This window comes from Streptomyces inhibens (assembly GCF_022221585.1).
Lineage (GTDB): Bacteria > Actinomycetota > Actinomycetes > Streptomycetales > Streptomycetaceae > Streptomyces > Streptomyces inhibens.
On the sequence record NZ_CP084681.1, the window covers coordinates 516,370 to 528,972 of the forward strand.

Annotated in this window: 16 protein-coding genes and 2 pseudogenes; 9 read left to right on the plus strand and 9 right to left on the minus strand. The window is 70.9% G+C overall.

Annotated elements, in window-relative coordinates; all coding sequences use genetic code 11:
* Positions 1-445: 445 nt before the first annotated feature.
* Positions 446-544 (minus strand): annotated as a pseudogene (locus KI385_RS02470) (undecaprenyl diphosphate synthase family protein); the annotation flags it as partial.
* 32 nt (positions 545-576) lie between these two features.
* Positions 577-1,716, minus strand: a complete 1,140-nt coding sequence (locus KI385_RS02475) for a hypothetical protein (protein ID WP_238570588.1) — start codon at positions 1,714-1,716, stop codon at positions 577-579.
* A gap of 6 nt (positions 1,717-1,722) precedes the next feature.
* Here KI385_RS02475 and KI385_RS02480 point away from each other — a divergent pair, with 6 nt between their 5' ends.
* On the plus strand, positions 1,723-2,046 hold the full coding sequence (locus KI385_RS02480; protein WP_238570589.1) for a hypothetical protein: 324 nt from the start codon (positions 1,723-1,725) through the stop codon (positions 2,044-2,046).
* A 79-nt stretch (positions 2,047-2,125) separates the two neighbouring features.
* Here the strand turns inward: KI385_RS02480 and KI385_RS02485 are convergent, their stop codons facing one another.
* Positions 2,126-3,160 carry a serine hydrolase domain-containing protein gene (locus KI385_RS02485; protein WP_238570590.1) on the minus strand — a complete coding sequence of 345 codons (1,035 nt, stop codon included), beginning with the start codon at positions 3,158-3,160 and terminating at the stop codon, positions 2,126-2,128.
* A 78-nt stretch (positions 3,161-3,238) separates the two neighbouring features.
* A pseudogene (locus KI385_RS02490) lies at positions 3,239-3,499 on the minus strand (glycosyltransferase); the annotation flags it as partial.
* Between the two features lie 190 nt (positions 3,500-3,689).
* On the opposite strand from KI385_RS02490, the gene KI385_RS02495 reads away from it, so the two are divergent.
* Positions 3,690-4,028 carry a hypothetical protein gene (locus KI385_RS02495; protein ID WP_238570591.1) on the plus strand — a complete coding sequence of 113 codons (339 nt, stop codon included), beginning with the start codon at positions 3,690-3,692 and terminating at the stop codon, positions 4,026-4,028.
* Between the two features lie 100 nt (positions 4,029-4,128).
* Here the strand turns inward: KI385_RS02495 and KI385_RS02500 are convergent, their stop codons facing one another.
* On the minus strand, positions 4,129-5,403 hold the full coding sequence (locus KI385_RS02500) for an NsdA family TPR-like regulatory protein (protein WP_425356852.1): 1,275 nt from the start codon (positions 5,401-5,403) through the stop codon (positions 4,129-4,131).
* 145 nt (positions 5,404-5,548) lie between these two features.
* Here KI385_RS02500 and KI385_RS02505 point away from each other — a divergent pair, with 145 nt between their 5' ends.
* The 7 genes from KI385_RS02505 (at position 5,549) to KI385_RS02535 (ending at position 10,090) form a co-directional block, all read left to right on the plus strand.
* Positions 5,549-5,674 carry a lasso RiPP family leader peptide-containing protein gene (locus KI385_RS02505; protein ID WP_238570592.1) on the plus strand — a complete coding sequence of 42 codons (126 nt, stop codon included), beginning with the start codon at positions 5,549-5,551 and terminating at the stop codon, positions 5,672-5,674.
* 154 nt (positions 5,675-5,828) lie between these two features.
* A complete protein-coding gene (locus KI385_RS02510; protein WP_238570593.1) occupies positions 5,829-6,302 on the plus strand; it encodes a hypothetical protein in 474 nt (157 codons plus the stop codon).
* A 5-nt stretch (positions 6,303-6,307) separates the two neighbouring features.
* The gene (locus KI385_RS02515; protein WP_238570594.1) at positions 6,308-7,654 is read left to right on the plus strand and encodes an asparagine synthase-related protein; all 1,347 of its coding nucleotides are present in this window, start codon (positions 6,308-6,310) and stop codon (positions 7,652-7,654) included.
* Positions 7,638-7,934, plus strand: coding sequence for a PqqD family peptide modification chaperone (locus KI385_RS02520; protein WP_238570595.1), 297 nt, complete (start codon positions 7,638-7,640; stop codon positions 7,932-7,934). Before KI385_RS02515 ends, KI385_RS02520 begins: the two co-directional genes overlap by 17 nt.
* Positions 7,931-8,353, plus strand: coding sequence for a lasso peptide biosynthesis B2 protein (locus tag KI385_RS02525; RefSeq protein ID WP_238570596.1), 423 nt, complete (start codon positions 7,931-7,933; stop codon positions 8,351-8,353). The genes KI385_RS02520 and KI385_RS02525 overlap by 4 nt, the downstream gene beginning before the upstream one ends.
* Positions 8,354-8,439: 86 nt before the next feature.
* Positions 8,440-9,465, plus strand: a complete 1,026-nt coding sequence (locus tag KI385_RS02530) for a protein-L-isoaspartate O-methyltransferase family protein (protein ID WP_238570597.1) — start codon at positions 8,440-8,442, stop codon at positions 9,463-9,465.
* Positions 9,466-9,733: 268 nt separating this feature from the next.
* Positions 9,734-10,090 carry an ASCH domain-containing protein gene (locus KI385_RS02535; protein WP_238570598.1) on the plus strand — a complete coding sequence of 119 codons (357 nt, stop codon included), beginning with the start codon at positions 9,734-9,736 and terminating at the stop codon, positions 10,088-10,090.
* A 197-nt stretch (positions 10,091-10,287) separates the two neighbouring features.
* On the opposite strand, the gene KI385_RS02540 is transcribed toward KI385_RS02535, so the two are convergent.
* The 4 genes from KI385_RS02540 to KI385_RS02555 form a co-directional block, all read right to left on the minus strand.
* Positions 10,288-11,232, minus strand: a complete 945-nt coding sequence (locus KI385_RS02540) for a phosphotransferase (RefSeq protein ID WP_238570599.1) — start codon at positions 11,230-11,232, stop codon at positions 10,288-10,290.
* Positions 11,233-11,799: 567 nt separating this feature from the next.
* Entirely contained in the window at positions 11,800-12,036 is a 237-nt protein-coding gene (locus tag KI385_RS02545) for a hypothetical protein (RefSeq protein WP_238570600.1), read from the minus strand.
* Positions 12,033-12,233 carry a hypothetical protein gene (locus KI385_RS02550; RefSeq protein WP_238570601.1) on the minus strand — a complete coding sequence of 67 codons (201 nt, stop codon included), beginning with the start codon at positions 12,231-12,233 and terminating at the stop codon, positions 12,033-12,035. Before KI385_RS02550 ends, KI385_RS02545 begins: the two co-directional genes overlap by 4 nt.
* Positions 12,230-12,511 carry a hypothetical protein gene (locus KI385_RS02555; protein ID WP_238570602.1) on the minus strand — a complete coding sequence of 94 codons (282 nt, stop codon included), beginning with the start codon at positions 12,509-12,511 and terminating at the stop codon, positions 12,230-12,232. Before KI385_RS02555 ends, KI385_RS02550 begins: the two co-directional genes overlap by 4 nt.
* Positions 12,512-12,603 lie beyond the last annotated feature (92 nt).

The window sequence follows — 12,603 nt, forward strand, 5'->3', positions numbered from 1 at the left end:
CTCGCCGGAAGGGCGGCGGCCCCGTCGCCCTGGTCGGCGCCGAGGAGACATATCGACGATCGCCAGCGTCAATGGCCTGCTGAGACGAGAGCAACAGGTGGACCACGACTCGGCCGGCAGCATGCGCGGCCTTGCCTCGACCATGCCGGAACGAACCACAGAAAGATTCCCGACAGAGTCTCCCATTGTCGGCCCCGGTGCTGCCCTCCCCCGTGGGACAGCACCGGGCCGATCTGGCTTCCGGGCTGTCCTACTCGTCCCCGCCGTCGTCGTCATCGTCGAGCTCGGGGGCGGCCGGGTCGCGTAGCGGGCGCAGGCCCTGGCCGGGGCCGCTGGCCTTGATGTTGAGCAGGTAGCGGCCCAGGAAGTTGATGTGCCGGTCCTTGAGCGGGGAGGGCCGGGCGACGTCTTCGCCCTTGATGTCGTGTCCTTCGGCGCGGAGCTCAGCCTGCCAGAGCAGGAAGCCGGACAGGCGGGGCTCGCCGGACGTGCGGATGAGCAAGTCCAAGTTGGGGAGCCCTGCGGTGGCCAGATGGTGCTCGATGGCCGGCGCCGGCGGCCCGTGCGGGCAACTCGCTACGCCTTGGGGCGGGCTGCGAGATAGGAGGCCCAGCTGTCGTTGGCCTGGTCGGACCATCTGCCGACGGTGGCGGGGTGGAGGCCGAGCAGGTCGGCCACGACGATCGGGGGAAGGCTGGTCACCGCTTCGATCATGGCGGTGTTGCGTGCGGCACGGACCGGCAGTCCCTTTTCTCCAAGGAGCTTCGCGAGTGTCCCGCCATCGATGGGGCTTCCGGGAACCGTTCCGGGCAGCAGATAGCGGTCTGAGGCGCCGAGTTCGTGGTTGAGGCTGTTGGTGGTGCTGCGGTGGATGATCTGGTCTTCGATGAGGCGCGCGAGCTTGGGTGGCAGCAGGACGGGGTGGCGTTCGAAGGTCAGGTAGGCGGTGCCCTGTCCCTCGCGGTGGAATCGGCTGGTGGTCAGTTCGATGATGCGGCTGACGGGAAGTGCGTAGAGGCAGATCAGGGCTCCCGCGATGCGCAGCTCCCGTTGCAGTGTTTCGTCGTTGAGGCAGCGGCGAAGCTGCTGCTCATATGCGGTCTCTGTCAGGAAGTGTGAAGCGCTGCTGCGTGGCCGGGACGGGAGGGTGAGCGGGCCGGTCAGGTGCCGTGCTGTGGCCCAGCGGATGAACGCATGCAGGGTGTCGTACCTGGCGGGACGGGTTGCGAGCCAGCGGTCGAGGTGTTCTTGGGCCAAGGACGACAGGTCGAGGCCCTCGTCATCGAGCCAGCTGAGGAAATCGAGGGCGGCCTGGACTTGGCTGCGGTCACGTCGTGCCGCGCTGCCGGAGTACCGGTCGTGGGCGGCACTGCGGCGTGCGTGGCGGAGCAATCCCCACTCCGCGAAGGGCCGAACGACCTGTCGATGGGGTGGCGGCGCGTGGCCCAGTGCCTTGTCCAGCCAGAGGTTCATCTGGGCCAGCCGCTCCTGGCGCGGGGGCAGCACTCCGGTGGTGACCAGGACCGCGCGGACGTGGCGCGTGACCCTGGTCTGAGGTAGGGCGTCGAGTACGTCGTGGGTGAGGTCGGAACGATGCTCTGCCAGCTCTGCCAGCTCGGCCAGCAGGGCGGCGGATCGGCTTGTACTGAGCCAGTCAAGCACGGTGTAGGGGTTGGGCGTCAGCGCTTCGGCCAGGGGGGCGAGTTGGGAGGGCACGGACCCATGCCCAGTGCTGAGACAGTCTTCGACGCGCTCCGTGAGGGTGCAGCGAGGGCACAGGCCACCCGTCAGGAGATCTCCGGGGGTATCGCAGCCGGAACATCCTGTGTGCGGGTCGTCGCGGCCGCAGCAGGAAGCGCACAGGCCCTCGCCTTCTGGTGCCCGGCCGATCATGATGCGGACCTGCCCGGCTCGATGGCCGAGGCGCTGACCGAGGGCACCTCGCTGCCGTCCGACCAGCCCGGCCCCGGACACCTGGTGCTCACCGACGACGAGATCGCCACCTACCGCGCCCGCATCGCCCACCTGACCGCCGTCAGCCGCTGACCAAGCCTGCGAAGCGTCTCGTGCAGGACAGCGACGAGGGCGCCCCGGCGAAGGCCGGGGCGCCACCGATCACATCGGTTCAGGCGAAGGCCAGTTCGCGGAAGGTGTTGCGGACGTCCGTCAGGGGCTGGCGGTCGCGGGTGTAGTAGAGCTTGTTGGTCAGCAGTACCGCCCAGCGGTCGGTGGCGGGTGAGATCCACATGCCGGTGCCGGTGAAGCCGTAGTGCACCCATACGTCCTGTTCATCGCTCGTCCCGGGTGCGGGGTGCCAGAACAGGCCGCGTGCGGGCTCCAGGCCGTTGGTCTGCACGGTCAGGGAGTAGGAGGTCCACTCGGGCCCGAAACCGGCTTCGGTCGGGGCTGTGGAGGCATCCAGCATGTACCGCAGGAAGCCAGTCAGGTCGTCGAGGACGGTGAAGGCGCCGGCGATACCGCACACGCCGCCCAGGAGGCGGGCGGAGAAGTCGTGGGCTGTGCCCTTGAGATGGGTGTCGGTCTCCGGGTCGAGTTCGGTGGGGGCACAGCGCGCGGCGATCGGGGCGGGCAGCGGGCCGAAGCGGGTGGAGTCCATGCCCAGTGGCCGCCAGGTCCGGGCATCGGCCACCTGGTCAAGGGGCTGGCCGGCGAGGTATTCGGCGAGGAAGCCGAGGATGAGGGCGGCCCGGTCGGTGTACTCGACGGCCTCGCCGGGTGGCCGGTGCAGTCCTTCGTGCAGGACGCCGCGGCGGATGTCGTCCTCGCGGGTGCCGTAGAGGCTCTTCAGCTGAGCCCGCAGTGGGACGCCAGCGGTGTGGGTCAGCAACTGCCGTGCGGTGACCTGCCCGAGCGGGCGGTTTTCCACTTCGGGCCAGAAGCTGCCCAGCGGCTGGTCGAGGTCGAGGACGCTGTCCTCCCAGAGGGCTCCGATGGAGGACCAGACAGCGAGGATCTTGGTGAGGCTTGCGGCGTCGAAGACGGTGTCTGGCCGCATCGGTGTCTCGGGCTCGTCCGGGTCCAAGACGCCGGTGGTGCCGCTTGCTTGGACACCGGCGCTGTCGCCCACGGCCCAGACGGCGCCGGGATAGACCTTGTCGCGGACGCCTTCGGCCAGGAGCGCTTCGATGCGGTCGATCATGGTCTCCCTGTTCGCTGTGGCTGTCCCGCCGATTCAGCGTAGTGACGCGGGCGGGTTGGTTGTTGGTGCGGCGCGGGCTCAGTGCGTGAGCCGGCGGCCGAGGGTGTGCAGGGCTCGGGCGGTGGCTGAGAGCGGGTAGCGGGCGGCATTGGCATAGCTGGCCTCCCGCAGGGCGGGCAGCAGGGCGGTGGTGGTTCGCAGCCGCTCAAGGTGCCGGGCCACCGCGGCGGGCTGGGTGAAGTCGGTGGCCACTGCGGTGGCGCCGAGAGCATCACGCAGGCCGGGGACGGGCTGGTAGAGCACGGGCAGTCCGCATGCCTGGGCTTCGAGGGCGACCAGGGGCTACCAGCCCCGCATCCCAGCCAGGGCCTTCATGCTCGCCCCCGCCGGCCGCCGCCCGATCCTCCCCGACCAGTTCCTCCAAGGGTGCGCACCACTGTCTCGTCCCGGACAGTTGAGGCCGATCCCATCCGAGTGTCCGCGCGGTCCGCAATCATGAACGAGGACAGCCGATCTCCAGGAGGGGACTATGGCGAGCATCTGGGTTCTCACCCAGCCCGCTGACACGAGCAAGCAGGAGGCGATCCTGGCCGATGTGATCACCGGCGTCAGAGGCAGCAAGACCAGTGTGTACGCCATCAGGTCCGACACCCGGGACCTGGTTCCCCTCGTTGAATGGTCGACATCGTTCGATAAGCGCGACCCGCTGCCGGCCGGGTTCTACATCTCCTTCCTGCAGACCCTGGACGAGGCTCAGCGGAAGAACGCCGACCTGAACCGGCTGATCATGGCCAAATGGGTCATCGACCAGCAGGAATGGCAGTGGTTGGTCCAGGACATCGAAGATCTTGCCCCCCGCGAGTTCTAGCGTCTCGTGCAGGCAGCGACGGGGGCGCCCCGGCGAAGGCCGGGGCGCTGGCCGCATCCGGGCCTCGCTCGGCCGGGTCCAGGACCCCCGCCCCAGTGCTTCACGAGCGGGAGGCGAGGCGCTGGCTGAGTTCTTGGGTTGCGGCGCTGTGGGGGATGTTGGGCAGGCGGGCGGCGATATTGCTCAGGCCGTCGTTGATGCGGACGGACTGTACGCCGTCCGCGCAGTCGAGGAAGTCGTTCCAGGTGGCCAGGGCCTGGGCGGTGTTGCCGCGCTTGAGCTGGACGTGGCCGAGGTCGGCGAGCACGATCGCCCGGGTTCTCTTGCGGTCGAGGCCGTGGATGTCGAGGGCCAGGTGCAGGTGTTCCTCCGCCGCGGCGAGGTCGCCCATCGTGGCGTGGATCATGCCGGACTCGTGCGCCCACCGGCCGTGGCTGTAGTGGCTGGCCCACGACTGGCCGGGCATGGCCGGGGCGTTCTCGATCGCGGTCTGTGCGAAGGTCAACAGCTTGGCGGCGGTGGTGCGGTCGCCGTCGGCGGCGGCCGCGCGGGCGTAGGTGTTGCGGTAGTAGGCCAGTGCTTTGGGGTTGTTCAGTTTGCGGCCGCGCTGCTCGCAGGCCTCGGCGAGCCGGACGGCGGTGGGGATGTGGCCGAGGTCGATGGCCTGGTCGGCGAGGCCACGCAGGGCGGTGGCAGCGAGTTCGTTCTCGCCGGCCTCGGCGGCGAGGCGGAAGCTGTGCAGGTTGTACTTCTGGCTCAGCCCCTGGTTGCCCTCATCCCGGGCCATCCAGCCGATCAGGTGGACCAGCTCGCTGGTGGCGGCGAACAGCTCGCGCCCGACCGTGTCGGTGTAGCGGCCGTCCAGCCAGCGTTTGACGTCGACGGTCAGGTAGCGCACCGCCAGGTGGCGGGCGTGGCCGCCGCCGAGCTCGGAGGCGGCGTCTCCGAGGGTGGTGGTCATGGTGCGGACCGCCGCCACCTCGCCCCTTCCGACCGCGACGGGGCCTGGCCGGTTCGAGTGGCGGGTCACGGCCTCGGCGTCAGGTAGGTCGAGTGCGGCCAGGCCGACGGCGGCGGATGCGGTGAGGAACTGCCGTCGGTCCACGTCGCTGCCTCCCAAGCGCATGACTGACGTCACGGTATCGGCGAACTGGGCTTCATGGTCCCCGGACAGATCAAGGTGCAGAACCTGTTCGATGAAGGGCAGCCACTCCTTGGGCCCTCGCCGTCCGGTCTCCCACCGGTAGACCTGCTGCCGGTCGAGAAATCCTGGCTTTCCCCAGCGCGCCACCGAAAGCTCGTCAGCGAGCTTCTCCTGGCTGCATCTGGGACGCCGTGCTTCACGTGCCGCGCGGATGCGCTCCCCGAGGGTCATGTCCGGCCGATCGTCGGTCCTGGTTCACAACTGGCCTACAGCTGGCAGACATTGTGGCAGCTGTCCACGCTACGCGTCCGGGCGTTGACTCATCGTCATAGCCCGTCCGGACAGAGGCCGGGCAGCGAGTGAAGGGACGCATCCCATGGAGCACACCATCACCCCCGTCTATCAGGCGCCCGTGGTGCTGGACGCCGGCGACGTCGTCGCGGTGACGCTGGGCACCAACAACTTCGACACCGCCGACGACACCCAGTACAAGAACGCCTGAGTCCGCGGACTGCCGGGGCCGGCAGGAGATGAGCGCCACGGTCGGCCCCGGCGCCAGAAGGCGCCGGGCCTGTTCGTTCTCGTGCTGGGGCACGGGAAGGGGCGGCCCGGCGCCTTCGCCTTTCGACGCACAACGGAGAAGGGAAGAGGCACCGATGAGGTGGAGCGCGGGATGGTACGGCGGCACCGGGCACGACCGGCTGCCTGCCGGGGGCCGGGCGATGCCCGGCCTGGACAGAACATGGACGGTCGGGTGGCCGGGGGCCCGGGTCCGCGCCGTGGGCGAGGGCCACGTTGCGCTTGCGGTGGTCGGCGAATGCGGCGCCGACAACGCCCAGTTGGAGCGGGCGCTGCCGGTGGTGCGGGCGAAAGGATGGCGGACGCTGACCCGCTGGCCCGGCTCCTACCTGACGATCGCCCGCAGCGGCGAGGTGCTGGCAGTGATCGGTGACCTGGCCGGTCAGCACCCGGTGTACTGGCGGCTGACGGCGCTGGAACCTGGTGGTCGACCTCCGCCGCCGCTCTGGCGGCGCTGGACGGGGCTCCTGCCGATCCGACCGCGCTGGCCGCTCACCTCGCCCTGGCCCAGCCGGACGTCCTGGGGCAGTGGAGCCTGTTCCGCTCGGTGAGCCGGGTGCCGACTGGGCACCTGCTGCTGATCGGCCCGGAGGGCGCGGGCGCCCTCCGGTACGAGCCGGCCGAGTACGGGCCGGTGGACCTGCGCGATGCCGCGCCGACGGTGCGCGCCGCATTATCCGAAGCCGTCGGCTTTCGATGTGACGGCCGGCCTGTCAGCGCGGATCTGGCGGGGCTGGACTCCACCACGCTGGCTTGCCTGGCCGCACAGCGTGGCGCGGTTGCCGCGGTGACGTTCGCCGACGCACGCCTACGGGATGACGACCTGGCGTATGCGGTCCGCACCGCGGCCGCGGTGCCCAACCTCGCTCACCACACAGTGCCCGGGAGCCCGGAGACCGTCTACTACGCCGGCCTTGAGGACCTCTCGGCGCTGCCGGTCACCGACGCCCCGAACGCCTACGTGGTGACCGCCTCCATCAAGCGGGCCGTCCTGGATCCCGTCGCCGGACGCCACACCGCAGGCGTGCACCTGACAGGGGCGGCCGGGGACGCGGTACTGTCCGCGCCCTCGTCCTACCTGGCCGATCTTCTGCGCGAGCGACAGCACCACCGTGCCTGGCAGCACGCACAGGCCCACGCCCGGCTCCGGCACACCTCCGCCCTGTCCCTGCTGCGGCGGGCCCGACCGGCAGCCCGCACGGATCTGGCCGGAGCCTTGCGCACGACAGCTGCCGAACTGCGGCGCCCTCCGCGCCCGTGGGTGCCCCAGGCAGAACGGCCGGTGTCCTGGGCGCCGCTGCTGGCCACCGCCGACTGGATGAGCCTCGACCTACGTGACCGGCTCGCCAGCGCTCTCGACGTCGCCGCCGAACTGGCCGATGGCCCCGCCCGGCTGGCGGCATGGGCCAGCCGCCAAGACCTCGCACGGGTCGGGGCGGACACCACCGGGTGGCGTGAGATCGCGCTCACCGGGTACGGCATCGAGGTCGCCGCCCCGTTCCTGGACAACGAGGTCATCCGCGCCTGCCTGGCCGTGCCCGCCGACCAGCGCGGCACCCCGGGCCGCTACAAGCCCCTGCTGGGCGAGGCCTTCGCCCCTGCCGGCGTACTGCCGCCCTTCGCCCTGGCCCGGTCGACGAAGGGCGGCTTCAACGCTCTCGCGTATGCGGGCCTGCGCGAACACGCCTCCGTACTGCGGGATTTGCTCGGCCCGTCCTCTCGGCTGGCGGCCGCCGGCCTGATCACCGAGGCACCGGTGGACACGATGCTCCAGCGGGCCGCTGCCGGACAGCCCACCGCCCAGGGCGCCCTGCACCTCGCGGTCGCCGCCGAAGTCTGGCTGCGGCAGCTGGAAACGGCCCCGGCCTGGTGGGAGGTGGACTCCCGTGTGGCGACTGCGTGAGAGCACCCATCCGGTCCTCACCGACGAGGGCGGCGCCCTCCTGGACGAGCGCACCGGACGCTGGACGCATCTGACCCCGACCGCGTCCGCCGCTGTGATGCTCCTGCTGGCGGGCGCCACCGAAGAAGAGGCCGCCGGGCAGTACGCCACCCGCTACGGCATCAGCTTCGAGCAGGCCGCCGCCGACGTCCGTACCGTCGCCGCCGCGCTCACCGCGCAGGGCCTCGCGGCCACGGAACCTGCGCGTCGCGGTCGCAGTTGGTGCAGGTGGTGGCGATGACAAGCATGGAGGCGTACGCCACCGTCCGCACCGGCACCTTCCTCGAACGCTGCGCGGCGGCAGCCGGCCTCGCCCTGGCCCTCGTGCTGCTGCGGCTGCCCTTCCGCCACACCACCCGCGCGGTCCGTTTCGCCTGGCGGGCCGGATGCCGCCCGCTGACCGTCGCGCGGGCGGAGGCGTTGGTCGAGGCGGTACGGCACACCGCCCGGCTGTGGCCGGGACGTGCCGCCTGCATGGAAACCTCGCTCGGCGCGGTCCTGGCGGCCGCCCTGCTGGGCGGCCGTCTGCACTGGTGCCTGGGCGTGCGGTTCTCCCCGCCGCCGACTGAGTACCACGCCTGGGCCGAACTGCCCGAAGACGGCCCGGTGGGCGAGTACACCGAGGCCGGATGGCACCACCACACTGCCCTGACGATCTGACCTGTCCGAAGGTCCCGGGCGCCGTGTCCTTCACCCGCCCGGAGCAGTTGTCGCATACGCGTACCCAACCCTCGAAGGAGTGAGCCGTGAACGCCGTTGCCCTGGCCGCCGAGCAGGTCCCCGAGCGCTACTACACCCACCACGAAGGCCGCGGCCCGACGCCGCACCGCTCGAACCCGGTCGTCATCCACCGCGAACTGGCCACCCTGGACCTGCGGCAGCACATGCGGGTCGCCGAGTACGGCACGGGCTCCGGCTACTCCACCGAGCTGATCGCCCGGCTGGTGGGCCCCACCGGCGAGGTGACCAGCCTCGACATCGACGCCTACCTGACGCGCTGGGCCAGCCTCATCCATCACGAGCGGGGCCTGGACAACGTCCGCTGCTACACCGCCGACGGCACGGCCGGCTTCCTCGAGCGGGCCCCGTACGACCGGGTGGTGGCCTGGTGCACCCCGCCGCTGCTGCCGAAGGCCTGGACGGATCAGGTCGCCGACGACGGGCTGATCGTCGCGCCGCTACCGATCGCGGACGTGCCCAACATGACGGTGGTCGCCAAGGTCCGCGTCCGCGTCGGCGAGCCCGTGGTAAAGGCGGTGTTCACCGGCGGCTACATCGAGGCAACCGCCTCCCCCAAGGGCGACCTCGATCTTCCCGGCCGCTGGGTGGACTGGGAGAACCGCGTCCCCGACCCCTCCTGGATCTCCCTCGCCTGGCGGGCACAGGACGACCGGCTGCACACCGGCGCCCGCACCGCCCTGGACAGGCTCCTGAACGCCGAACACACCGAGCCGTACGAGGGTGGAGACGTCGACTGGCCCAGCTGGCGCACCTTCGCCGCCGCCCTCGGCAACCCCCAGCTCGCGATGGCCGGGCTCCGACCGGACCTGTGGGCCATCGGCCACTCCACAACCAAGACGGCCGCCGTCATCCAGCAGGACGGCACGATCCTCGCCGACAGCCCCAACTCCCCATCGCTTTCCGCCCTGCGAGAGTGGCTCACGTCCTGGGAGAACGCCGGCCGCCCGGCCCCCGAGACCTACACCCCAACCCTCGTCCCCGCAGACGACGGCCAGGGCCCGGCCGGCTGGCACCTGCAGCTGTCCCGCTGAAACCCGAGGGCGGCGAAGGACCAGGGCGATGGACGCCGCCGCCTCCATCAACCTGTACGAACAACGACCGGCAAAGGCCCGCAACGCGGCCCGCAAGGGCCTGGACTCCGCGCGTCGTCGGCTCCGTCCTGGGCCGAGCCGGCGACCTCACCTCGTTCCTCACCCGCTGCTATCCCCGCCAGGCCGCCGTGGCGCGAACGGCTCACCACGGCGAGCGCCGCCCGCCCGGCCCTGCACGCACCCCCGCCCCGGAGGTGAGGAGAGCGCGATGACCACCCCGCCACCACCGGCCGAGCACACACTCAACATCCGCAAGCCCTACTTCGACCTGATCGCCACCGGGTCCAAGACCATCGAGATCCGCGTCGGCTACGCCAAGATCCGCAAAATGGCCGCAGGCGACAGCCTGCGGTTCAGCTCCGGCGATCACTCCCTCCTCACCCGCATCACCGACCTCAGCGAGTACACGTCCTTCGAGGAGATGCTCACCGCGGAGGACAACACCGCCATCGGCGAACCCGGCATGACCCGCGACCAGTTGCTAGCCACCTGCCGCGACATCTACCCGCCCGAGAAGGAAGCCCTCGGCGTCTTCGCCATCCATCTCCGCCTCCCACGCACATGAGACCGCAACGACGGGCTCCTGGTAGGCCAGGCATCTTCGCGGAGCCGAGGTGACGCGATCGGGGGCCCTGGCGCCTCCAGTGGTGAGCCGTAGGTAAGACTGGATGAGCTCGGCGGCCGGTTCTGCGTCCGGCCGATGCTGCCGCCGCCGGGCACCTCCTTCTTCGACCCGCCAACGCGGTCGAGCAGGAACGGCGATCACGGATGGCCAGCGCCGTGCCGAGCGGCGAAGACGTCACGGGTTGGGAGGCGGGCGGTATCGACTGCTCCGGTGCACTCATACTGCTCCAGCACCTCCACGAATTGGTGCCGGCGATAGTGCCATTTGAGGTGCTTGTCGGTGCGCGCGGGGTCGGTGGGCTTCATCAGCGCGAGGAAGAACAGCGCCTTGACCAGAAGGTAAGGGCCCAGATGCTGACTGAGGGCTTGCCCGGTGGTGGCGCGGGCCACCTCGCTGAGCTCCTCCAGGTACCGGCGCCGCTGCTCGGAGGTGGCCAGGTAGCCCTTGGTGCCGCCCATGAACGGGACGATCTCCAGGGCCAGGGCGACGTCGTAGCCGACCGGCACCAGGCCGTGGTGCTGCCAGTCGATCACGCCGACCGGCAGGACGTTGGGCAGACCGTAGTCGAGATGCCCGCGCACCATCGGCACGCCGGCGAGCTGGGCCACCGCCCGGCCCAGGGCCGCCCGGACCCGGAGGGTGTCGAGGTCGGGGTTCTCGGCGAAGACGTTGTCCGTCCACCCGGCCTCCCGCACCCACGATTGCAGCGCCTGCAGGTCAGCAGTCACCGCGTGCGCGGCCTGGGCCCACAGCAGTCGGCTACCGACCTCGGCGGCCAGATCGACCACCGTGTCGGACAGCATCCGCGTACCGTCCAAGCCCTCCAGAGCCATGTCGTGCAGCGACCGCTCACCCAGCGACTCTTCGACAACGAAGACGCGGCCGTCGGCGGTGGTGCCGTCGTCCAGGACACGCGGGACCGGGTATCCGAGCTCGGCGAGCTGCCGCTGATAGGCGGCCTCCGCGGCGAGGGCCTCCCCGCCGGTACGCCGGTAGAGGGTGCCGTCATCGCTGACGTACACCGCCCCGCCGGCCGGATCGGCGGTGCGCTTCTTCACGAAGTGCCAGTGAGCGGTATCCATCAGGTTTCTCCCTCCGGGGCTCCGTTGCGGAACCGCCGTCCGTACGGTGAGCGAGGGCGTGGGCCAGCACGCGGGCGTCCATGACCCAACGCCGGCGCAGCTCGGCGAGCACCTCGTCCGCGGACCAAGCACCATGTTGTCGTCCAGACCGAGCGGACCGCGGCTGATGCCGTGGGCGTGAGGCGTGACAACAGCAGCCGTCGTGGGCGTTCTGCGCGATGTTCACCAGGTGCGCCAATGCTGGCCTGGACCGCGTAGAGGTCCGCCCACTCCAGGACGCGCCGGCTGTTGGACGAGGAGCTGCCGGGTGGCTGGGCGGGTGCGGCGCCGCTGCGGCCGTCGCGCTGCGGGGTCGGCTCCTGAAGGTACTGAGCCGGCCGCCCATGCACGGTGTTCGCCCTCTTCCTCGGCCGCCTGCGCTCGACGCGATCGTGAGGCCCTGAAAGAGCGTCGGCCCGGGACGTCCACGACGGGGGCGTATACGTCCCGGGCCGGTAGCCCTCCACCCGGCCAGTCTTGCCTGGCCTGTACCGGGCGGTGGGCCTGGCCCGCCACGGGGCGGGCGGTCTAGCGGCAGGTGCTTGTCCCACATCGGCAGGGGCGGGTTGGGGCTGTGTGCCCGACTGCGGCGGCCTGCGCCGCGGTGTCCGGCACGGTGGCGCGGGACGGGGCGCTGTGGGCGTCCACCGCGCCGCTGACGACCGCGGCCGGGGCACCCACTCCGAGGGTGGCGAGCAGCATGATGGGCCGCCACACCGCTACGCCGATGGAGTCCTGCCGCGGGCTGGCGTGCGCGCCGCTCACCAGAACAGTCCGTGGCACGGCCCGTCGGCCTTGATGCGTTCGGCGCGCGTCCGCGTCACGGTCAGCGTGTCCGGGTCCTCCACCGGCCACTCGGCCCGGCCCGGGCACCGCAGGTAGTAGATGCCGGCGCGGATGTCGGTCACCACCGCCCGCCGGTCAGCTGCGTATTCCACCTCATCGCCGACGTCCGCGCTCACCGGCCGGCCTCCGGCGTCTCGGTGGTGCTCGGCTTGGTGTCGACGATGAGGGCCTGGCACTCGGTTCCGTCGTCCAGCCGGGCCCAGACATAGGCATCGTCGGCGTCCACGCCGGCGTAGCCGCTGCCAACCTGGACGACGTCGCCCTCGAACGGGCGCGGCTGCTCGAAAGGCCGGTTTTCCCGGGGGACGTAGGTCATGCCGGTTACGCGTTCGCCGATGCGGAAGGGCGTGGCCGCGGCGTGGTCGGCTCGCTGGTGGTCTGTCGCCATCGTCATCGTCATCGCCTCGATACGGGGATGGGCCGGCGCCCGAGGGGCGTCGGTGCACTGACAGACAGTCAACGACCAGCTACAGGCGTGGGACCATC